Source organism: Rhizobacter sp. Root1221 (genome assembly GCF_001425785.1).
Taxonomy (GTDB): Bacteria; Pseudomonadota; Gammaproteobacteria; order Burkholderiales; family Burkholderiaceae_C; genus Rhizobacter.
The window spans coordinates 187,097-209,880 of sequence record NZ_LMDI01000075.1 but is presented as its reverse complement, the minus strand read 5'-3'; the positions used below and the strand labels follow the sequence as shown (position 1 = coordinate 209,880).

Below are 22,784 nucleotides of genomic sequence, written 5' to 3'. Positions count from 1 at the left end.
AGATCTGCATTCTGGGTTTCCCGGGGCCTCAAGGAAGCACCGGGTACGAAGCCGGCGCCCGAGAAGCGAAGGCAGGGTGTCATTGCCGCCGACGGGAGGCGCATTGCAAGGCACATGTCACTTGTCATCCGGAAGGCCGATCGCGCAATGCGGCAGACCACGGGCTTTTGCACCATGGGTTCCATCGCATCACGGTGATGCGTATCGAACTGAAGGAACTGTCAAATGATCTCCCGCATTCACAAGTCCGCGCTGGCCGCCGCAGTCCTCGTCGCCGCCGGCATCGGCGCCGCACACGCCGAGGGGCCGTACGTCGGTGGCAGCGTCGGCAGCCCCGACTACAAGAGCAGCATCAACGGTGTCGGCGGCGATGGCAGCGGCGTCGGCGGCAAGATCTACGGCGGCTACCAGATCACCCCGAACTTCGCCGTCGAAGGCGGTGTGTTCGACCTCGGGCACATCGACGATGAGGCCGGCAAGGTCAACCTCCGGGGCGTGTACGTCGACGCGGTGGGCAGCTACGAGGTGGCACCGAAGCTCTCGGTGCTGGGCAGCGCCGGTGTGGCCCAGGGGCGCTTCACCACGAACAACGGCGATGACTCGAGCCCGGCGCTCAAGCTCGGAGCGGGGCTCCAGTACGACCTGACCAAGCAGGTCGCCCTGCGTGGGGAGTACGAGTACTACCGCTTCTCCGACGCCTTCGATGCGAAACCGAAGGTGGGTGAGTTCTCGGTCGGCGTCAAGGTCGGCTTCTGACGCGCGGCGCCGATGTCTCCCCGAGGCGCAGTGACCACCGCCGCCGCGCCTCTCTGGCGCGACGGCCTGCGTGACGCCTGGGCGCTGGCCGCGCCGTTCTGGCGCAGCCAGCGCGGTGCATGGTGGCAACTCGCCGCCCTGGTGGCGCTCACCCTGACCATCGTCTGGGTGAACGTGCGCTTCAGCGCATGGAACAACGCGTTCTACGATGCCCTGCAGGCCCATGACCTCAAGGGGTTCTGGCACCAGCTCGGCATCTTCGGGCTGCTCGCGGCAGGCTACATCGTGCTGGCGGTCATGCGCCTGGTGGCGCAGCAGCGGCTGGTGATGCACTGGCGGCAGGGCATGACGGAACACATGCTCGCGGCCTGGCTTCGGCCGGGTACCCCGTACCGCCTGGGCACCGCGGCCCAGGGCGCGGCGCTGGACAACCCTGACCAGCGGCTGGCGGACGACATCCGGTCCTTCGTGACTTCCACGCTGGACCTCGGGCTCGGCCTGTTGAATGCCTCCGTGACGCTGCTGTCTTTCGTGGCCATCCTGTGGGGCTTGTCGGGCAGCCTGCATGTGCCGTGGCCCGGGCCGGGCTGGGACCTGCCCGGCTACATGGTGTGGGTGGCCGTGGCCTATGCGGGCGTGGGCAGCTGGATGGTCCGGCGCCTGGGCGCGCCGCTCGTGCCCACGAATGCCCGCCAGCAGCGGGTGGAGGCCGACTTCCGCTATGGGCTGGTGCAGGTGCGCGACCACGCGGAGGCGATCGCCCTGGCGCGCGGCGAGGCGGCCGAGCATCGCCAGTTGCGCGAACACTTCGATGCCATTCGAGCCAACTGGACCCAGCTCATCCGCTACAGCAAGCGCCTGACGTGGTTCAGCGCCGGCTATGGACAACTGGCCAATGTCTTCCCGTTGCTTGCCGCGGCGCCGCGTTACTTCGCGGGCCAGATCCAGCTGGGCGGCCTGATGCAGACCGCCCAGGCGTTCGGGCAGGTGCAAGGCGCGCTGAGCTGGTTCGTGGACGCCTACGCCAGCCTGGCCGAGTGGCGCGCGACGGTGTTGCGGCTGGCCGCGTTTCAACAGGCTTTGGCCACGGACACGGCGCCGGACGATCCATCGGTGGCGGTAGAAGTGGTGGTAGGAGCGGCGGTAGAAGCGGCGGTGGTGCGCGACAGGGTGCCGGCACTCACGGCGAACCAACTTGTCGTGGCGCCGCCGGGCGCCCGGGCGCTGCTGAGCCTGGCGGCGCTTTCGGTGTCAGCCGCCGAATGGGTGTTGATCACGGGCCCGTCGGGCAGCGGCAAGAGTTCGCTGCTGCGCACGATGGCGGGACTTTGGCCGGCGCAGGAGGGCCGCGTGCGGGTGCCCGAGGCGCCGATGGTCATCTCGCAGCGTCCCTACCTGCCGTGGGCCAGCCTGGCGGAGGTGCTGGCATATCCGCTGGATGCCGGCCAGTTCGGCACGGCTGCGATGCGCCAGGCGCTCGAGTTCGCAGAGCTGGACGCGCTGGTGGAGCGCCTGCCGCATACCGAAGCCTGGTCCCGTCGGCTGTCACCTGGAGAACAGCAGCGGCTGCAGTTTGCGCGGTTGTTCCTGCACAAGCCGAACTGGGTGTTGCTGGACGAGGCCACGTCAGCGCTGGACGCCGCCATGCAGTCGCTGTTGCTGGGCCGGTTGCGCGTGCTGTTGCCTGACGCGGCCGTCCTGCACGTGGGCCATCGCGACGAACTCGCGGCGTTCCACGACCGTGTGTTGCGCGTGGAGGGCGGGGCGGTGCTGGCCTCACCGGCGGTTCCGATGCGCCGTCGCGCGTGAGTGCCGCTTGCCGCGGCCCGTGGCCTGCCGGATTGCAAACGCAACACAGCCGGCCGCTTCCGACACACGGACCCGCCATGGCGTCACGGAGCATCAGTTCCATCCCGCGTGCCCGGCGGGCCGGAAACGGGTTCTCTGAGAACGGAGTTGCCATGAGCGCACTGGAAACATCGTCCCCCGCGGCTTCGGCCGGACTTGTCGGCCAGGCGTTCGACATCACCATCCCGGCGCTGGTTGCCGAGGTCTACGAGGCCGCCCCCGCGGAGGAACGCTGCCACCTGCTCGAGCAGTTGTTGCGCCCGTTGGGCGTGCTGTCGCTCGTCGCCATCGCCGACGGCATCTTTGCCGCGGCCCGCTTTCGCAGTGGCGGGCGGGATTTCCACGTCCGGCCCGAGGACATGCAGAGCGTGCGTGCCGACCATGTGATCGCACTGGTCGACCACGCCCAGCAGGTCAGCGTGGAAGCGGTCGATGGCCTGGCGCAGTGGCTCATGGCGTCGCCCGTCCTGTCGGGCTCCGCCGCGGCAGCCTTGCTGGTGACGGTGCTGGTGCGGCGGGCGCGCTCGCGCCGGACCGGGCCGGCGAGCTGAGCCACACCATTGAGGCGGCGCACACCATGCCGAGATCCGAATCCTCGAGCGCATGTGCCGCCGGTGCCGCGCCCGCGGCCGCGGGCCCGATCCGCGCCTCGGCGCCGAGGCTGGCACGGCTGCAGATTCATGCCACGGATGCCAGTGGAGGCGGCGGCGCGCTGTCCTTGCTGCTGCATCGCTTGCGCGCGAGTGCCATGGCCGCCATGCGCCGCCGCCCGCCGGCATGCCTGGGCGTGCGCATCGACGACCTGCAGGGCCGCCGCTTCTTCACCTCCGACGAAGTGCGCGGGTCGATCGGCGTGGCGCTGCCGGCGGGCACTTACCACGTCAACGTCCGGCACGGCCACCAGCAGCGGCGCTACACCGTGACGCTGGAGCACGGTTCCACCGTCGACCTGCAGGTGGGCGGGATGACGGACCTCCGGTGAACGGCCCGATGTCAGCTGTCTCACGGCGGGCGCCGGGCTGCAACAAGTGCAGCGCCTGCGTCCCGCACGATGTCCTGGCGGAATCCTCCGCGCGTCGAATGAGAGCACACCATGAACACTCCTCGAATCGCCTTCACCGCCTCCTTGGCCGCCATGCTGGGCGGCGCCTTCACCGTGGCATCGGCCCGTGACTTGTCCGCGTCGGCCGATGTGGTGCGTGGCAGCGTCGCTCACCATGCCTACCAGAACGGCGGGGCCAGCCAGTCGCAGGTGTCCGACCTGCGGCACCACATGGAGCCCTACGACCTGCACCTCGCGTTCTCCGAGGGCAAGCACAACGCCTACGCTGCCGACGTGAAGCTGCGCATCACCGACGCCCGGGGCAGGGAGGTCTTCGGCCTCAAGGATGCCGGCCCCCTGACCGACGTGAACCTGCCGGCCGGGCGCTACCGCGTCATGGCCGAGTTCGGGGGCGTCCGGCGGGGCGGCAGCGTCGACGTGAAGCCGGGCCAGCCAGCCAGCCTGTACCTCCACTGGCCCAGGGATGCAGCCTGAATCCCTGGCACATGCCGGGCACGGAGACCCCCGCCGCGGCGGCGTCGACGATGTCACCTGTCACGCGGCCCGCCTCGCCTGCAACACAGGCGAGGCTCGCCACCCGCAGCATGAACTCGGCGGAATCCCTCGCCTGTTCCACCCGATCCACGCCAGACACGGAGCCCCATCATGAATCCCGAGAACCCCCAGCGGCACCGTTCAGTCATCGCCGTGGCCGCGGCCACGGCCCTGGCGCTGGCGGCCGCAGGCTACATTGAACGTGGCCATGCGCAGTCGCTCCCGGAGGTGCCAGCCGCAGCACCGGTCGCAATCGGATTGCCCGACATGGCCGGCATTGCCGCGCGCTTCGGCCCGGCCGTGGTGAACATCAGCGTCAGCGGCACACGGAAGGTGTCGACGACGGGCGACGACTCGAGCGACGACGCGGAAGACGCCCCGGACGCCGAGGCCATGCGCGATTTCCTGCGCGGCTTCCAGCAGCGCTTCGGCGGCCTGCCGCCGCAGCTGAAGATGCCGGTGCGCGGCGAAGGCTCGGGGTTCATCGTGCGGTCAGACGGGTTGATCCTGACCAACGCCCACGTGGTCAGCGATGCCGACGAGGTGGTGGTCAAACTCACCGACCGGCGGGAGTTTCGCGCCAAGGTGCTCGGCTCGGACAAGCTGACGGACGTCGCGGTGCTCAAGATCTCCGCCACCGGCTTGCCGGTGCTGGCGCCCGAGTCCACGCCCGCCTCTCCACCGCGGGTGGGGGATTGGGTGATGGCCATCGGCTCGCCGTTCGGCTTCGAGAACACCGTGACGGCCGGCGTGATCAGCGCCACCCGGCGCTCGCTGCCGGGCGACGGGTTCGTGCCGTTCCTCCAGACCGACGTGGCCATCAACCCGGGCAACTCGGGCGGGCCGCTGATCAACATGCGGGGGGAGGTGATCGGCATCAATTCGCAGATCTACTCCGGCACCGGCGGATACCAGGGCCTGTCGTTCGCGATTCCGATCGACGTGGCGCAGCGCATCGAACAACAGATCCTCAGCACCGGCAAGGTGCGCCACGCCAAGCTCGGTGTCGGCATCCAGGACGTGAACCAGACGCTGGCCGAAGCGTTCAAGCTCGACAAGCCCGCCGGGGCACTGATCTCCGAGGTCGTCAAGGGCAGCGCCGCCGATCGGGCCGGCATCGAAAGTGGCGACGTGGTGCTGGCCATCAACGGCCGCGTCGTCGACCTGTCCGGAGACCTGCCGGCCATCGTGGGCCTGGCCCAGCCGGGCGATCAGGTGGCCATCGACCTGTGGCACCGCGGGGCGCGCCGCACCGTGCAGGCACGCCTCGACGATGCCGAAGCGCGCGACGCCGGCCAGGCGGACAGCGACAGTGCCGCCGCCAAGGGGCCGCACGGGCGGTTGGGCCTGGCGCTGCGGGCGCTCCAGCCGGGGGAGCCGCGTGCCGCCGGGGCGGCCGGCGGCCTGGTGATCGAGGGGGTCAGTGGCCCCGCTGAACGTGCGGGTGTGCAACGGGGTGATCTGTTGCTGGCCATCGATGGCCAGCCCGTGTCCACCGTGGAGCAGGCCGGCGCCGCCGCGGGCCGGTCCGCCAATGCGGTGGCCCTTCTTGTGCAGCGCGGTGGCACGAAGTTGTACGTGCCGTTGCGCTTGGGTTGAAACGGGTGAACGTCTTCGGAGATTCCTCATGAAACGCTTTCTGGTCGCGGCGTCTTTCGCCATCCTCACGTTTCCGTCCTTCGCGTTGCCGAGCCTCGGTGCCGTGCAGGACGAGATCGGCAAGGGCCACTACGCACACGCGGAAGACATGATGCGCGAGGTCGTTGCCGGCAAACCCGACAGTGCCAGGGCGCGCTACGTCTACGCGGAGATCCTCGCGCATGACCAGCACTTCGCGCTCGCCGCCGAAGAGGCGGCCCAGGCCAAGCGGATCGATCCGAGCCTGAGCTTCACGCAGCCCGGGAAGTACAACGCGTTCGTGCAGTTGCTGGATCGCACGCAAGGCGCCGCTGCGGGGCGGACGCTGCCGGTGGCGCAGGTCGCCTCGCCCGTGCTCCGTGCACCACCCCCGGCGTCTCCGTTGGGTGGCATCCCGGGTTGGGTCTGGGGCGTGGGTGTCGCGGGGCTGGTGCTGGTCGCGTGGCGGGCGTTCGGCGCGGGCCGGCAGGCCGTGATGCCGGGTGGTCAGCCGGCCGTCGTGCCGGGGCCTTCGGGCGGGGCCGGCTTCAGTGGTTACGCGCCGGGGTATTCACAAGGGTACGCCCCTGCAGCACCTGCCGCCAGCGCGGGCAGCGGCCTGCTAGGGACGGGCCTCGCGGTCGCCGGGGGTGTTGCGGCCGGCATGTTCGCCGAGAAGATGTTGGAAGGCCATCGCGAAGCGGGTCCGGGTGGCACGGGACTGCTGGGCCTGGCCGGGCTCACGCCGGGCCGGTTCGACGATGACGCGTTCGACAACACTGCCGGGCGCGCGTTGTCGGAGCGGCCCATCGACCTCGGGACGGGCGATGGCTGGGGCGGCGGGAACGATGCCGCGGGATCGACTGGCGATGGCGATGGTTGGTGAGCGCGGACACATGAACGCGCTGACCGCCACCGACGCCGCTGCCCTCCTGTCGGCCCGAACGGCCGAAGTACCGCCACACCCCCACGAAGAGTGCATCCTCGTGCTGCAGGGCGGTGGTGCGCTCGGTGCCTACCAAGGGGGCGTGTTCGAGGCGTTGTCCAGGGAATGGAGCCCTCCCACCTGGCTGGCCGGGATCTCCATCGGGGCCATCAATGCGGCGCTGATCTGCGGCAACCCACCGCATGCACGCGTTGCGCGCCTGCGGGAGTTCTGGCAACTGGTGAGTTCGTCGGGCCTTCCGGCGGCCTTTGCGGCGGGGGCGAACCTGCGCGAGACGCTGAACGGCGTCAGCGCGGCCCAGGTGATGATGTTCGGCGTGCCGGGCTTCTTCGCCCCGCGTTTCCCGCCGGCACCCTTCCAGCCCTTCGGCACGCCGGCGGCGATCAGCTTCTACGACACTTCGGAGCTCCAGCAGACGCTGGAGCGATTGGTGGACTTCGACCTGATCAACGCGGGCCCGATGCGCTTGTCGGTTGGCGCGGTCAACGTGCGCACGGGCAATTTCGAGTACTTCGATTCAGCCCGCCAACGCCTCGACGCGCGGCACATCATGGCCAGCGGTGCCTTGCCGCCCGGCTTTGCGCCGGTGGAGATCGATGGCGAACACTACTGGGACGGGGGGCTGGTGTCGAACACGCCGCTGCAGTACGTGCTCGACCAACCGGGCGACGGACGCCGGGTGATCTTCCAGGTGGACCTGTTCTCCGCCCGCGGTGCGTTGCCCACCACGCTGGCCGAGGTGGCGGCGCGTGAGAAGGACATCCGGTTTTCCAGCCGCACGCGGCTGAACACCAACAACGAGATCGACCGGCGGATGGTGGCCCAGGCCGCGCGACGCCTGATCGCCAAGCTGCCGTCCGCGCTGCGCACCGACCCGGACGTGCTCGCGCTCGCCCGCCTGCGCTGCGAGAGCGCCGTCGATGTCGTGCACCTGATCTATCGCAGCAGGCACGGCGAAGGCCACGCCAAGGACTATGAGTTTTCACGCCTGTCGATGCAGGAGCACTGGGACGCCGGTCAGGCCGACATGGCGCGCACCCTGCGCGACCCACGCTGGGTTCACCACGAACGCAGCAGGACGGGCGTGCACCTGTTCGACCTCACCGCCGACGGCACGCCGTGAACGCTTTGCCTGTGTGATCCACGGCGATCCCGCTTGAGCCCACGGCACAGCGGTCCCGCAGGCTGCCAGGCGCCTGCCTGAGCACGCGGCGCGTCCCCGCCGAGCCCCTCCTCACTGTCGCCGTCCAGCGCCGCGACGCCGACTCAGGGTTTGCTTGTAGGCGCCGGCCCGGCCCGCCGGACGAGACACGGCCTCGAAATCCGGATCGGCGGACGCGCCTCTCTGCCACGCCTTTGCAATGCCTTTGAAATCAATGGCTTGGCGCGAAGTCTGTCGCCAATGTCACGTGGCATGGGGGTTGCAAACATCCAGGCAGGCCGCATCGCCAGATGCGCGACAAGACCGCAGAACAGGAGACCAGGCATGGGCGACCTCGACCCGACCGAAACGGCCGAATGGATGGACGCGTTGAGCGCGGTGCAGCAGCACCGTGGCGGCGAACGCAGCAACTACCTCATCAATCAGCTTGTCGATCAGGGGCGGCGCGACGGCGTGTACGTGCCGCGCTCACTGACCACCGCCTACTGCAACACGATCCCGCCGGAGCGCGAGGAGAAGAGCAGCGGTGACCGCGCCATGGAGCACCGGCTGCGCTCCATCATTCGCTGGAACGCCATGGCGATCATCCTGCGGGCCAACAAGGATTCGTCGGAGCTGGGCGGCCACATCGCCAGCTTCCAGTCGGCGGCCACGCTCTACGACATCGGCTTCGGCCACTTCTGGCACGCCCCCACCGACACGCATGGCGGCGACCTGCTGTTCATCCAGGGCCACAGCTCGCCGGGCATCTATGCCCGCGCCTTCCTCGAAGGGCGGCTCAGCGAAGCGCAGCTGCTCAACTACCGGCAGGAAACCGACGGCCAGGGCATCCCGTCCTACCCGCACCCCTGGCTGATGCCCGACTTCTGGCAGTTCCCCACGGTCTCGATGGGCCTGGGCCCGCTGATGGCGATCTACCAGGCGCGTTTCCTCAAGTACCTGCATGGCCGGGGCCTGGCCGATACGGCGCTGCGCAAGGTCTGGGCCTTCATGGGCGACGGCGAGATGGACGAGCCCGAATCGCTGGGCGCGATCTCGCTGGCCGGCCGCGAGAACCTGGACAACCTGGTCTTCGTCATCAACTGCAATCTGCAGCGCCTGGACGGCCCCGTGCGCGGCAACGGCAAGATCGTCCAGGAACTGGAAAGCGTGTTCCGCGGCGCCGGCTGGAACGTCATCAAGGTGCTGTGGGGCAGCGGCTGGGACGCCCTGCTGGCCAAGGACAAGAGCGGCCGGTTGCTGGCGCGGATGGAAGAGTGCGTCGACGGCGAATACCAGGACTTCAAGAGCAAGAGCGGCGCCTACGTGCGCGAACATTTCTTCGGCAAGTACGAGGAGACGCGGGCCCTGGTCGCCGACATGAGCGACGACGAGATCTGGGGGCTGACGCGCGGCGGGCACGACCCGGTGAAGGTGTTTGCCGCCTACGCCGCCGCCGTCAAGCACACCGGCCAGCCGACATTGATCTTGCCCAAGACGGTCAAGGGCTACGGCATGGGCGAGTCGGGTGAGGGGCAGATGATTGCCCACCAGGCCAAGAAGATGACCCAGGATGCGTTGCGCGGTTTTCGTGACCGCTTCCAGATCCCGGTGTCGGATGAAGAGCTGCCCAACATCCCTTTCATCAAGCTGGCCGAAGACAGCCCCGAGATGAAATACCTGCGTGCACGGCGCGCAGCCCTGGGGGGCTATCTGCCGCAGCGCCGGCGCCAATCGACGGCGCTGGAAATCCCGCCACTGAGCACCTTCGAGCGCCTGCTCAAGGACACCGGCGAGCGCGAAATCTCCACCACGATGGCTTTCGTGCAGATGCTGGGCACATTGGTGCGCGACAAGCAGATCGGCAAGCACGTGGTGCCCATCGTGCCCGACGAGTCGCGCACCTTCGGCATGGAAGGCATGTTCCGGCAGCTGGGCATCTGGTCGTCCCTCGGCCAGCTCTACAAGCCGCAGGATGCCGACCAGCTCATGTACTACCGCGAGTCCAAGGACGGGCAGGTGCTGCAGGAGGGCATCAACGAAGGCGGGGCGATGTCGAGCTGGATCGTCGCCGCCACCTCGTACAGCACGAACAACGTGCCGATGATTCCGTTCTACATCTACTACTCGATGTTCGGCCTGCAGCGCGTGGGCGACCTCGCCTGGCTGGCCGGCGACATCCGCGCCCGCGGCTTCCTGCTCGGCGGCACCGCGGGCCGCACCACGCTGAACGGCGAGGGCCTGCAGCATGAGGACGGCCACAGCCACATCCTGGCCGGCACGATACCGAACTGCATCAGCTACGACCCGACCTTCGCCTACGAGGTGGTGACCATCATCCGCGACGGCATGCGGCGCATGTATGCCGAGCAGGAAGACGTGTACTACTACGTCACGCTGATGAACGAAAACTACCCGCACCCCGGCATGCCCGAGGGCAGCGAGGCGGGCATCCTCAAGGGCCTGTACCAGCTCAGCGACGGCGGCAAGACCGCGAAGAAGGGCTTGCGCGTGCAGCTGATGGGCAGCGGCACGATCCTGCGCGAGGTGATGTTCGCGGCCGAGTTGCTGAAGGCCGACTTCGGCGTCACCGCCGACGTCTGGAGCGCCACCAGCTACAACGAACTGCGCCGCGACGGCATGGCGGTGGAGCGCTGGAACCGCCTGCATCCAACCGAGCCCGCGCGCAAGAGCCATGTCGAGTCGTGCCTCGCCGGGCACGACGGCCCGGTGATTGCCGCCACCGACTACATGCGCAACTACGCCGACCAGGTGCGCGAGTACGTGCAGGCCGCGGGCCGGCGCTACACGGTGCTGGGCACCGACGGTTTCGGCCGCAGCGACTATCGGCGCAAGCTGCGCCGCTTCTTCGAGGTGGACCGCTGGCACGTGGTGGTGGCCGCGCTGAAGGCGTTGGCCGACGACGGCGCGATCAAGCCGGCCGTCGTGGCCGAGGCCATCGCGAAATACGGGCTCGATGCCGAGCGTGCGGCCCCCTGGACGGTGTGAGGCAGGACATGAGCGCAACGACAATCGATATCCAAGTGCCTGACATCGGCGACTTCAGCGACGTGCCGGTGATCGAGATCTTCGTGAAGGCCGGCGACACGGTGAAGGCCGAAGATCCGCTGGTCTCGCTGGAATCCGACAAGGCGACGATGGAGGTGCCGGCGCCGCGCGGCGGCAAGGTGCAGTCCGTCCTGGTGAAGCTTGGCGACAAGGTCAGCCAGGGCAGCGTGATCATGGTCTTCGAAGGCGAGGCCGCGACCGCCGCGCACGCCGAGGCCGCCAAGCCCAGTGTCAGCGCGCCGCCCTCGGCGGTGAGCGCGCCGGCCGGCTTGGCCGAGGTCAGGGTGCCCGATATCGGCGACTTCAAGGACGTGCCGGTGATCGAGGTGTTCGTCAAGGTCGGCGACACGGTGAAGGCCGAGGACCCGCTGGTCTCGCTGGAGTCGGACAAGGCGACGATGGACGTGCCCGCGCCGCTGTCCGGCGTGGCGCAGGCGATCAGGGTGCAGGTGGGCGACAAGGTCAGCGAAGGATCGATGATCATGACGCTGGCCACCGGCGAAGGGGTGGGGGCCGCCCCGACGGCGCCCGCTGCGGCGCCAGCGCCAGCGCCAGCGCCTGTGGCCGCCGCGGCCACTGGCGCAGTCGTCGACGAAACCGCTTTCGCGTTGGCTTACGCCGGCCCGGCGGCGCGCAAGCTGGCGCGTGAAATGGGCGTCGACCTGGGCGCGGTCAAGGGCACCGGCGACCACGGCCGCATCGTGCGCGACGACGTGCTGGCGTTCGCCAAGGGCGGCGCTTCGTCAGCCAAACCGGCACCGGCCCCTGCATCGGCCTCTGCCGGTGGCGGCGGCCTCGACCTGCTGCCTTGGCCCAAGGTGGACTTCGCCAAGTTCGGCCCGGTCGAGCGCAAGGAGCTGTCGCGCATCAAGAAGATCTCGGCCGCCAACCTGCACCGCAACTGGGTCGTCATTCCGCATGTCACGACACATGACGAGGCCGACATCACCGACCTCGAAGCCTTTCGCGTGCAGATGAACAAGGAGCTGGAGAAGTCTGGCGTCAAGCTCAGCATGCTGCCCTTCATGATGAAGGCGGCGGTGGCGGCGTTGAAGAAGTTCCCCGAGTTCAACGCCAGCCTCGACGATGGGGCGCTGGTGCTGAAGAACTACTGGCACATCGGTTTTGCCGCCGACACGCCCAACGGCCTGATGGTGCCGGTGATACGCGATGTCGACAGGAAAACGGTACCCGACATCGCCAGGGAGATGGGCGAGCTGGCCAAGCTGGCGCGCGACGGCAAGCTGAAGCCCGACCAGATGCAAGGCGGCACGTTCACGATCTCGTCGCTGGGCGGCATCGGCGGCATCTACTTCACGCCGATCATCAATGCACCCGAGGTGTCCATCATGGGTGTGTGCAAGAGCTACTGGAAGCAGGTGTCCAGCGACGGCAAGCAGTACCAGTCGCGGCTGATCCTGCCCCTGTCGCTGTCTTGGGATCACCGGGTGATCGACGGCGCCGCCGCCGCGCGCTTCAACGTCCATTTCGCCAACGTGCTCGCCGATCTGCGGCGTGTTCTGTTCTGACCGAAGGAATCCTCCCATGACGCAACTCGTGGAAGTCAAAGTCCCGGCCATCGGTGACTTCAAGGATGTCGCGATCATCGAGCTGATGGTCAAGCCGGGCGAGGTGATCGCCGTCGAGACCGGGCTGATCATGGTCGAGTCCGACAAGGCGTCGATGGAGATCCCGTCGACCCATGCCGGCACCGTGAAGGAGCTCAAGGTCAAGCTGGGCGACAAGGTCAGTGAAGGCTCGGTGATCCTCGTGATCGAACCGGCGGGTGCCGCTGCAGCGGCACCTGTGCCGGCACCGCCGCCGGCAGCCGCGGCCGCGCCGGTGGTCGCCCCGGCCGCCGGCAGCTTTGCCGGCAAGGCCGATGTCGAGTGCGAAGTTCTCGTGCTCGGCGCCGGCCCCGGCGGATACTCGGCCGCCTTCCGCAGCGCCGACATCGGCATGAAAACCGTGCTGGTCGAACGTTACGCCACGCTCGGCGGCGTGTGCCTCAACGTCGGCTGCATCCCGTCGAAGGCGCTGCTGCACACCGCCAGCGTGATGGACGAGGTCAAGTCGCTGGGCCGGCACGGCATCAAGTACAGCGCGCCCGAGGTCGACATCGACGCGCTGCGCGGCTTCAAGGACGGCGTCATCCAGAAGCTCACCGGCGGACTGGCCGGCATGGCCAAGGCGCGCAAGGTGCAGGTGCTCACCGGCGTCGGCAGCTTCGTCGATCCGCACCACCTCGAGGTGGTCGCGGCCGATGGCAGCAAGAAGATCGTGAAGTTCGCCAAGGCCATCATCGCGGCCGGCTCGCAGGCGGTGAAGCTGCCCTTCATGCCCGACGACGAACGGGTGGTCGATTCGACGGGTGCGCTGCTGCTGAAGTCGATCCCGAAACGCATGCTGGTGGTCGGCGGCGGCATCATCGGCCTGGAGATGGCCACCGTGTATTCGACCTTGGGCACACGCATCGACGTCGTCGAGATGCTCGACGGGCTGATGCAGGGCGCGGACCGCGACCTGGTCAAGGTCTGGGAGAAGCTCAACACCCCGCGCTTCGACAACATCATGCTGAAGACCAAGACGGTCGGTGCCAAGGCCGAAGCGGCCGGCATCGCGGTCAGCTTCGAGGGCGAGAAGGCACCCAAGGAAGCGCAACGCTACGACCTGGTGCTGGTGGCGGTGGGCCGCAGCCCGAACGGCAACAAGATCGCCGCCGGCAAGGCCGGCGTCGCGGTCACCGACCGGGGTTTCATCCCCGTCGACAAGCAGATGCGCACCAACGTGCCGCACATCTTCGCGATTGGCGACATCGTCGGCCAGCCGATGCTGGCGCACAAGGCGGTGCATGAAGCGCACGTCGCGGCCGAAGCCGCGAACGGGGAGGCGGCGTACTTCGACGCACGGCAGATCCCATCGGTCGCCTACACCGACCCCGAGGTCGCCTGGGCCGGCAAGACCGAGGAGCAGTGCAAGGCCGAGGGCATCAAGATCGGCAAGGCGGTGTTCCCCTGGGCGGCATCGGGCCGGGCCATCGCCAACGGCCGCGACGAAGGTTTCACCAAGCTGCTGTTCGACGAGGCCACCCACCGCATCATCGGCGGCGGCATCGTCGGCACGCATGCCGGCGACCTGATCAGCGAGGTCTGCCTGGCCATCGAGATGGGCTGCGAGCCTGCCGACATCGGCAAGACCATCCACCCGCACCCGACCTTGGGTGAATCGATCGGCATGGCCGCCGAGGTCTTCGAAGGCCATTGCACCGATCTGCCGCCGCAGAAGAAGAAATAAGGCGTGGCACCGTGGCACTCAACCTGGCTTTCGAGACTGTCGGTAGCGGCCCCCCGCTGCTGATGCTGCACGGGCTCTTCGGCTCCAGCGGCAACTGGCGCAGCATCGCCCGCCACCTGGCCGCCACCCACACGGTGCACAGCGTGGACCTGCGCAACCACGGCGCCTCGCCCTGGTCCGACACGATGAGCTATGTGGAGATGGCAGACGACGTGCTGCAGCTGATGGACCGGCTGGGACTGGCCGCGCCGGCGGTGATCGGCCACAGCATGGGCGGCAAGACGGCGATGGCGATGGCTCTGCGCCAGCCGCAGCGCGTTGGCGGCCTGATCGTTGTCGATATCGCGCCGGTGTCCTATGCCGACACGCTGACACCTTTCGCCCAGGCCATGAGCGGTGCCGACGTGACGGCCGCGGCCAGCCGCGCCGAGATCCAGCGGCGCCTGCAGCAGGCCGTGCCGGACCCCGGCGTGGTGCCCTTCCTGATGCAGAACCTGGTGCTGCACAACGATCGCTTCGACTGGCGCATCAACCTGGCGGGCATCTGCGCCGCGATGCCGCAGCTGTGCGGCCTCCCGAGCGAGCTGCTGGGCGCCCGTTTCGATCGGCCAGTGACGGTGATCGCCGGTGGGCGCTCGGGCTACGTGGCGCAACGGGATGGCTCGGACTTCGCGCCGATGTTCCCGCTGGCGCGGGTCGAGGTGGTGGCCGATGCAGGCCACTGGGTGCACGCCGACCAGCCGGCGGCCTTCCTGGCGCTGGTGAAGCAGGCCCTGCAAGAACACGGGCCGCCCGGGCTGCCCGTGGCGGCCAGCACCGGCTGAATACCGATACGACAGGACAAGGAGACCCGACATGAGCGACGACACCCTGCGCGAAGCCGCACTCGACTACCACCGCTATCCGACCCCAGGCAAGATCTCGGTCACGCCGACCAAGGCCATGGCCACGGCGCGCGACTTGGCGCTGGCCTATTCGCCGGGCGTGGCCGACGCCTGCCTGGCCATCGCCGACGATCCGCGCGAGGCCGGCAACCTGACGGCGCGCAGCAACCTCGTGGCCGTGATCACCAACGGCACGGCCGTGCTGGGCCTGGGCAATATCGGACCGCTGGCGAGCAAACCGGTCATGGAGGGCAAAGGCTGCCTGTTCAAGAAGTTCGCCGGCATCGACGTGTTCGACATCGAGCTGGCCGAGAACGACCCCGACGCGCTGATCGAGACCATTGCCCGCATGGAGCCCACCTTCGGCGGCATCAATCTCGAGGACATCAAGGCGCCCGAGTGCTTCTACATCGAGACCAAGCTGCGCGAGCGCATGAAGATCCCGGTCTTCCATGACGACCAGCATGGCACGGCCATCGTCGCCGTGGCGGCCCTCCTCAATGCGCTGACGCACGTGGGCAAGAACATCGCCGAGGTCAAGCTGGTGGCCTCCGGCGCCGGTGCCGCCGCGCTGGCCTGCCTGGACCTGGCGGTGAGCCTGGGCCTGAAACTCGAGAACATCCTGGTCAGCGATGCCAAGGGGGTGGTCTATCTGGGCCGCAGCGAGGGCATGGACCCGAACAAGGCGCGCTATGCCCGCGACACCAGCGCCCGCACACTGGCCGATGTGATCCCGGGCGCCGACATCTTCCTGGGCCTGTCGGCCGGCGGCGTGCTCAAGCCCGAGATGGTCAAGGCGATGGCCCCGAACCCCATCATCCTGGCGATGGCCAATCCGACGCCGGAGATCCTGCCGGAGGACGCGCTGGCGGCAAGGCCCGATGCGGTGATCGGCACTGGCCGCTCGGACTATCCGAACCAGGTCAACAACGTGCTGTGCTTCCCCTTCATCTTCCGCGGCGCGCTGGACACCGGCGCCACCACGATCAACGAGGCGATGAAGCTGGCGGCCGTGCGCGCCATCGCCGAGCTGGCCCATGCCGAGATTCCGGAAGTGGTGGCGCAGGCCTACGGCGCCAGCGGCCTGCGCTTCGGCCGCGACTACCTGATCCCCAAGCCCTTCGATCCCCGCCTCATCGAGGTGGTGGCGCCGGCGGTGGCGCAGGCGGCGATGGACAGCGGCGTCGCCACGAGGCCCATCACCGACATGCCGGCCTATCGCCAGCGTCTGTCGCAGTTCGTCTACAAATCCAGCAGCAGCATGCAGCCGCTGTTCGCCGCGGCCAAGCGGGCGCCCAAGCGCGTGGTCTTCGCCGAAGGCGAGGACGAACGGGTGCTGCGCGCCGCCCAGGTGGTGGTTGACGAGGGCGTGGCGCGGCCGCTGCTGTTGGGCCGTCCGGAAGTGATCGCCCGTGGCATTGCCGAATACGGCCTGCGGCTGACCCCGGGCACGGACTGCGAGCTCATCGATCTTCAAGACCCGGCCGTGTACGGCGACGCCGCCGACGACTACTTCCAGCTCAAGCGCCGCGAAGGCGTGTCGCGCGCCATGGCGCGCGTCGAGATGCGCAGCCGCTGCACCCTGCTGGCCTCGATGCTGGTGCGCCAGGGCCGCGCCGACGCGATGCTGTGTGGCACCTTCGGCAGCTATGGCGAGCACCTGCGCCATGTGCGCGACGTGATCGGCCTGCGCCCGGGCACACAGACGCTGGCGGCGATGCAGATGCTCATGCTGCCCGGCCGCCAGCTGTTCATCTGCGACACCCACGTCAACCGCGACCCGACGGCGGAGCAGGTTGCCGAGATCGCGTTGCTCGCGGCCGAGGAGGTGCGCCGCTTCGGCGTGACGCCCAGCGTGGCGCTGCTCTCGCACTCCAGTTTCGGCGGCTCGGACGCACCCGCCGCCGTGAAGATGCGGCAGGCATTGGCCCTCGTCAGGGCTTTCGACCCGACGCTCGCGATCGAAGGCGAGATGCGCGGCGACGCCGCGTTGTCCAAGACCATCCTGGACCAGGAGTTTCCCGACTCTTGCCTGGGCACCGAAGCCAATGTGCTGGTGATGCCCAACGTCGATGCCGCGAACATCTCCTACAACCTGCTGCGCATCGCGGCGGGCAACGGCATCACCGTCGGCGGCATCCTGCTTGGCGCGGCGCGGCCGGTGCACATCCTCACGCCGTCGGCGACGGTGCGGCGCATCGTCAACATGACCGCGCTGGCGGTGGTCGATGCGAGTTCGCAGCGGGGGACCCACCATGCCATCGGCTGAAGCCTCGATGGACCACATCCACGTGGCCGCGCCGCAGCGCGGCGTGGCCAAGACCGCCCTCATTCCGATCAAGGTCGAGGCTGCCGCCGCGCTGCCCAAGCCCGAATGGATCCGCGTTCGCGTGCCGCAAGGCGAGCGGTTTCTCGCCGTCAAGCAGGCGCTGCGCGAGGCCAGCCTGCACACCGTATGCGAAGAAGCGTCCTGCCCCAACATCGGAGAGTGCTTCGGCAAGGGCACGGCCACCTTCATGGTGCTGGGCGACCTGTGCACGCGCCGCTGCCCGTTCTGCGATGTGGCCCACGGCCGGCCGCAGCCGCCCGACGCGCTGGAGCCAGGGCACCTGGCGGACACGGTGGCGCGCTTGAGCCTGCGCTACGTCGTGATCACCAGCGTGGACCGCGACGACCTGCGCGACGGTGGCGCAGCACATTTCGCCGCCTGCATCCGCGCGGTGCGCGCCCGGTCGCCCGCCACGCGCATCGAGGTGCTGACGCCGGACTTTCGAGGCCGGTTGACGATCGCGCTGGACATCCTGGCCGCCGACCCGCCGGACGTCATGAATCACAACCTCGAGACCGTGCCGCGCCTCTACCGCCAGGCGCGGCCGGGTGCGGACTATGGCCATTCGCTGCGGTTGCTGCAGTCCTTCAAGGAGCGCTGCCCGCAGGTTCCGACCAAGTCCGGCCTGATGCTGGGCCTGGGCGAAACCGACGGCGAGGTGATCGAGGCGATGCACGACCTGCGTCTGCACGGCGTGAGCATGCTGACGGTCGGGCAATACCTGCAGCCGCGGCCGGGCAACCTGAGCGTGCAGCGCTATGCCGAGCCCCGGGTTTTCGAAGCCATCGCCGCAAAGGCGCGGGCCATGGGATTTGCGCACGCGGCCTGTGGGCCGCTGGTGCGATCGAGCTACCACGCCGACGAGCAGGCGCATTCCGCCGGCGTCTGAACCCAGACAGCGGCAGCACAAATGAAGGAGACCTTCGTGGACCACCAGCCTGTATCCAAGCCGTTCTACCAGTCGCTCTATTTCCAGGTCATCACGGCCATCGTCATCGGCGTGTTGCTGGGCCACTTCTGGCCCGAGACCGGCGCGGCGATGAAACCGCTCGGTGACGGCTTCATCAAGCTGATCAAGATGATCATCGCCCCCATCATTTTCTGCACCGTGGTGGTCGGCATCGCCGGCATGGAAGACATGAAGAAGGTCGGCAAGACCGGTGGCCTGGCCTTGCTGTACTTCGAGATCGTCAGCAGCATCGCGCTGGTGGTGGGCCTGGTCATCATCAACATCGTGCAACCCGGCGCCGGCATGAACATCGATGCCAGCACGCTGGACACCAAGGGCATCGCGGCCTACACCGGGCCGGGCAAGATGGCCAGCACCACGGACTTCCTGCTCAACGTGATCCCGAGCACGGTGGTCGACGCCTTCGCCAAGGGCGAGATCCTGCAGGTGCTGCTGGTCGCGGTGATGTTCGGCTTTGCGCTGCACAAGTTCGGTGGCCGCGGCACGCTGGTGTTCGACTTCATCGAGAAGTTCTCGCACGTGCTCTTCGTCATCGTCGGCTACATCATGAAGGTGGCTCCGATCGGCGCGTTCGGCGCCATGGCCTTCACCATCGGCAAGTACGGCGTGTCCTCGCTGCTGCAACTGGGCCAGCTGATGGCGACGTTCTATGCCACCTGCCTGTTCTTCATCTTCATCGTGCTGGGCGGCATCGCGCGCTTCCATGGCTTCTCGATCTGGAAGTTCATCAAGTACATCAAGGAAGAACTGCTGATCGTGCTGGGCACCTCGTCCAGCGAATCGGTGCTGCCGCGGATGATGGCCAAGCTGGAGAACCTGGGGGCCAAGAAGTCGGTGGTCGGCCTGGTCGTCCCGACGGGCTACTCCTTCAACCTCGACGGCACCTCGATCTACCTGACGATGGCCGCAGTGTTCATCGCCCAGGCCACCAACACGCCGATGACGCTGACGCAGCAGCTGACGCTGCTGCTGGTGCTGCTGCTCACCTCCAAGGGCGCGGCCGGCGTGACAGGCAGCGGCTTCATCGTGCTGGCGGCCACGCTGTCGGCGGTGGGCCATGTGCCGGTGGCCGGGCTGGCGTTGATTCTGGGCATCGACCGCTTCATGTCGGAAGCACGGGCGCTGACCAACCTGATCGGCAACGGCGTGGCCACCGTGGTGGTGGCCAAGTGGACCGGCGACCTCGACACCGAACGCATGCGGCGCCACCTGGACAACGAGTCCGACGTGGAAGCCGACGAGCCCGAGGTGGTGCTGGATGCCGTCGAAACCCGCATGCCGGCTGGCCCGGCACGCTGAGACCGATGCGGCCCTCACGGACAGGAGCCACGGTATGCGCAGCACGATAGCGCCGCACCGCATCGTCATCGTCGGTGGTGGTGCCGGAGGCCTGGAGCTGGCCACGCGCCTGGGTGACACGCTGGGCAAGCGCGGCCAGGCCGACATCACGCTGATCGACAAGAACCGCACCCATGTGTGGAAGCCCAAACTGCACGAGATCGCCTCGGGCAGCATGGACTTGAGCGCCCATGAGGTGGACTATCTGGCACAGGCTCATTGGCATCACTTCCACTACCGCATCGGCGAGATGACTGCGCTGGACCGGCAGCGGCGCCAGGTGCGTGTCGCGCCCTATCTGGACGACGAGGGCCGCGAGGTCACGCCAGACCGGGTGTTCGGCTACGACACACTGGTGCTGGCCATCGGCAGCCTGAGCAATGACTTCGGCACGCCGGGAGTCGGCGATTTCGCGCTGAAGCTGGAATCGAAGGCCGATGCACAGCGCTTCCATGCCCGCATGGTCAACGCCTGCATCCGCGCCCATGCACAGCCCACGCCGCTGCGGCCGGAGCAGCTGCATGTGGCCATCATCGGCGCCGGGGCCACCGGCGTCGAGCTGGCGGCCGAGCTGCACCGCACCACGCGCCAGGTGGTGGCCTACGGCCTGGACCGCGTCGATGCCGAGAAGGACATCCAGGTCAACCTGATCGAGGCCGCCGAGCGCGTGCTGCCGGCGCTGCCGCCGCGTTTGTCGGCGGCGACCGAAGCGCTTCTGCAAAAGCTCGGCGTGCTGGTGCACACCACCGCCAAGGTGGCCGCGGTGCTGCCCGATGGGGTGCTGCTGGCCGATGGCCGCAGGTTGCCGGCCGAGCTGGTGGTGTGGGCTGCCGGGGTCAAGGCCGCCGACTTTTTGAAAGACCTGGCCGGGCTGGAAAGCAACCGCAGCAACCAGCTCGTCGTCAGGCCCAGCCTGCAGACCACGCGCGACGACGACATCTTCGTGATTGGCGATTGCGCAGCCTGCGCCTGGCCCGAGGCCAATGGCGGCAAGGGTGGCTTCGTGCCGCCGAGGGCCCAGGCGGCGCATCAGCAGGCCTCGCATGTGGCCGCGCAGATCAAGCGCCGCCTGCGCGGGCGGGCGCTGAAGGACTACCGCTACCGCGACTTCGGCTCGCTGGTATCGCTGGGCGAGTTCAGCACCGTCGGCAACATGATGGGCGGGCTGATCGGCGGCAGCTTGATGGTCGAAGGCGCCTTCGCGCGGCTGATGTATGTGTCGCTCTACAAGATGCACGAGCTGGCGCTGCACGGTTTTCCGAAGATGGCGCTGGACACGCTGGCGCGCTTGATCACCCGGCGCACCGAGCCCCACGTCAAGCTGCATTGAACGGGTGACTGTCATGACCACACCTCCCATCGACCCCACTGCGTGGCTGGACGACCTGATGCAGGCGCCCGGTGCGGCGTGGCCCGCCGCTGAACCGGCGCTGCAGGCCTGGCAGCAGGGCCTGGCGCAGATCACCGCGTTCTGGACCGGCGCCTTGGACCCGGGCGCCGGCGCGCCCACCGACCGCCGCTTCGCCGCCGACGCGTGGCAGCAGGACCCGCGCTTCGCGCCGCTGGCGAAAGGGTACCTGCAGCTCAGCACGATGTTGAGCCAGGCCCTGGCCGCAGCGCCGCTGGACGCGCGCAGCAAGGCGCAATGGGGCTTTGCGCTGCGGCAGGTGGTGGATGCGATGAGCCCGGCCAACTGCCTGGCCACCAACCCCGAGGCGATGCAGATGGCGCTGGACAGCGGCGGCGCCAGCCTGGTCGAAGGTGCGCGGCTGTTCCAGGCCGACCTGGGCCAGGGCCGCATCGCGATGTCGGATGTAAGTGCCTTCGAGGTTGGCCGCAACCTGGCCACGACCCCCGGCAGCGTGGTGTTCGAAAACGAGCTGATGCAGCTGATTCAGTACGCCCCGAGCACCGCCAAGGTGCACCAGCGGCCACTGCTGATCGTGCCGCCATGCATCAACAAGTTCTACATCCTCGACCTGCAGCCCGACAGCTCGCTGGTGGCCTACGCCGTCGCCCAGGGCCACACGGTGTTCCTGGTGTCCTGGCGCAATGTCTCGGCCGAACAGGGCCGGCTGGGCTGGGACGACTACATCGAGGAGGGCGTGCTGCGGGCGCTGGACGTGGCCCGCCGCATCAGCCGCACCGACCGCCTGAACACGTTGGGTTTCTGCATCGGCGGCACCTTGCTCGCCAGCGCGCTGGCCGTGCCTGCCGCTCGCGGCGAGCAGCTGGCCGCCAGCGTGACCTTGCTGACGACGATGCTGGACTTCTCCGACACCGGCGAGCTGGGCCTGATGGTCGACGAGGCGATGGTCGCCCAACGCGAAACCAGCATCGGCGCCGGCGGCCTGGTGCGCGGGCGTGAGCTCGCGCAGGCCTTCGCGGCCTTGCGCGCCAACGACCTGATCTGGCCCTATGTGGTCAACGGTTACCTGAAGGGCAAGGCGCCGCCGGCCTTCGACCTGCTGTTCTGGAACAGCGACGACACCAACCTGCCGGGCCCGATGTACTGCTGGTATCTGCGCCAAACCTATCTCGAGAACCGCCTGCGCGAACCGGGCGGCACGCTGCAATGCGGCGTTCCGGTCGATCTGTCGAAGATCAAGGCGCCCGCTTTCATCTACGCCTCGCGCGAGGACCACATCGTGCCTTGGCAGACCGCCTATGCCAGCACGCAGCTGCTGGGCGGCGACGGCCGTTTCGTGCTCGGCGCCAGCGGTCATATCGCCGGGGTGATCAACCCGCCGGCCAAGCGCAAGCGCCACCACTGGACCGGGGCGCTTCAGCCCGATGCGCCGGCCTGGCTGGACGCTGCGAAACAGATCGAGGGCAGTTGGTGGCCGGCCTGGAGCGACTGGCTGCGGCCGCATGCCGGGCCGCTCGTCGCCGCGCCGCGCAAGGCCGGCGGAACCAAGTTCCCCGTCATCGAAGCCGCCCCCGGGCGCTATGTGCAAACCACCGCGAGCTGAACGCCGCGCATCAGTTCCCAACC

17 protein-coding genes are annotated in these 22,784 nt (G+C 68.3%); all 17 read left to right on the top strand.

Annotated features, from left to right (window positions below; all coding sequences use genetic code 11):
- Nucleotides 1-225 precede the first annotated feature (225 nt).
- The 17 genes from ASC87_RS29365 (at nt 226) to ASC87_RS29285 (ending at nt 22,761) form a co-directional block, all read left to right on the top strand.
- On the top strand, nt 226-756 hold the full coding sequence (locus ASC87_RS29365; RefSeq protein WP_056671544.1) for a porin family protein: 531 nt from the start codon (nt 226-228) through the stop codon (nt 754-756).
- Nucleotides 757-786: 30 nt separating this feature from the next.
- Nucleotides 787-2,565, top strand: coding sequence for an ABC transporter ATP-binding protein/permease (locus ASC87_RS29360; protein WP_056671542.1), 1,779 nt, complete (start codon nt 787-789; stop codon nt 2,563-2,565).
- Between the two features lie 152 nt (nt 2,566-2,717).
- The gene (locus ASC87_RS29355; protein WP_056671540.1) at nt 2,718-3,155 is read left to right on the top strand and encodes a hypothetical protein; all 438 of its coding nucleotides are present in this window, start codon (nt 2,718-2,720) and stop codon (nt 3,153-3,155) included.
- A gap of 26 nt (nt 3,156-3,181) precedes the next feature.
- Complete coding sequence (locus tag ASC87_RS29350; RefSeq protein ID WP_056671538.1) at nt 3,182-3,586, top strand: hypothetical protein; 405 nt, start codon at nt 3,182-3,184, stop codon at nt 3,584-3,586.
- A gap of 111 nt (nt 3,587-3,697) precedes the next feature.
- A complete protein-coding gene (locus ASC87_RS29345) occupies nt 3,698-4,141 on the top strand; it encodes a hypothetical protein (RefSeq protein ID WP_056671536.1) in 444 nt (147 codons plus the stop codon).
- Nucleotides 4,142-4,312: 171 nt separating this feature from the next.
- The gene (locus tag ASC87_RS29340) at nt 4,313-5,800 is read left to right on the top strand and encodes a Do family serine endopeptidase (RefSeq protein ID WP_056671534.1); all 1,488 of its coding nucleotides are present in this window, start codon (nt 4,313-4,315) and stop codon (nt 5,798-5,800) included.
- A 28-nt stretch (nt 5,801-5,828) separates the two neighbouring features.
- Nucleotides 5,829-6,704 (top strand): hypothetical protein, encoded by an 876-nt coding sequence (locus ASC87_RS29335; RefSeq protein ID WP_056671532.1) that lies wholly within the window; start codon nt 5,829-5,831, stop codon nt 6,702-6,704.
- Nucleotides 6,705-6,714: 10 nt separating this feature from the next.
- Complete coding sequence (locus tag ASC87_RS29330; protein ID WP_082569050.1) at nt 6,715-7,887, top strand: patatin-like phospholipase family protein; 1,173 nt, start codon at nt 6,715-6,717, stop codon at nt 7,885-7,887.
- A 363-nt stretch (nt 7,888-8,250) separates the two neighbouring features.
- A complete protein-coding gene (aceE, locus tag ASC87_RS29325) occupies nt 8,251-10,914 on the top strand; it encodes a pyruvate dehydrogenase (acetyl-transferring), homodimeric type (protein ID WP_056671530.1) in 2,664 nt (887 codons plus the stop codon).
- Nucleotides 10,915-10,922: 8 nt separating this feature from the next.
- Entirely contained in the window at nt 10,923-12,503 is a 1,581-nt protein-coding gene (gene aceF / locus ASC87_RS29320; RefSeq protein ID WP_056671528.1) for a dihydrolipoyllysine-residue acetyltransferase, read from the top strand.
- Nucleotides 12,504-12,519: 16 nt separating this feature from the next.
- Nucleotides 12,520-14,268, top strand: a complete 1,749-nt coding sequence (gene lpdA / locus ASC87_RS29315) for a dihydrolipoyl dehydrogenase (protein ID WP_056671526.1) — start codon at nt 12,520-12,522, stop codon at nt 14,266-14,268.
- Between the two features lie 11 nt (nt 14,269-14,279).
- Nucleotides 14,280-15,092, top strand: coding sequence for an alpha/beta fold hydrolase (locus ASC87_RS29310; protein ID WP_056671524.1), 813 nt, complete (start codon nt 14,280-14,282; stop codon nt 15,090-15,092).
- 31 nt (nt 15,093-15,123) lie between these two features.
- Complete coding sequence (locus tag ASC87_RS29305; RefSeq protein WP_056671522.1) at nt 15,124-17,421, top strand: NADP-dependent malic enzyme; 2,298 nt, start codon at nt 15,124-15,126, stop codon at nt 17,419-17,421.
- Nucleotides 17,381-18,370: a lipoyl synthase gene (gene lipA, locus ASC87_RS29300; RefSeq protein ID WP_082569049.1), complete on the top strand. Its 990-nt coding sequence runs from the start codon at nt 17,381-17,383 to the stop codon at nt 18,368-18,370. The genes ASC87_RS29305 and lipA overlap by 41 nt, the downstream gene beginning before the upstream one ends.
- Nucleotides 18,371-18,391: 21 nt before the next feature.
- Nucleotides 18,392-19,750 carry a dicarboxylate/amino acid:cation symporter gene (locus ASC87_RS29295; protein WP_056671518.1) on the top strand — a complete coding sequence of 453 codons (1,359 nt, stop codon included), beginning with the start codon at nt 18,392-18,394 and terminating at the stop codon, nt 19,748-19,750.
- 34 nt (nt 19,751-19,784) lie between these two features.
- On the top strand, nt 19,785-21,119 hold the full coding sequence (locus ASC87_RS29290) for an NAD(P)/FAD-dependent oxidoreductase (RefSeq protein ID WP_056671516.1): 1,335 nt from the start codon (nt 19,785-19,787) through the stop codon (nt 21,117-21,119).
- Nucleotides 21,120-21,132: 13 nt separating this feature from the next.
- A complete protein-coding gene (locus ASC87_RS29285; RefSeq protein WP_056671514.1) occupies nt 21,133-22,761 on the top strand; it encodes an alpha/beta hydrolase in 1,629 nt (542 codons plus the stop codon).
- Nucleotides 22,762-22,784 lie beyond the last annotated feature (23 nt).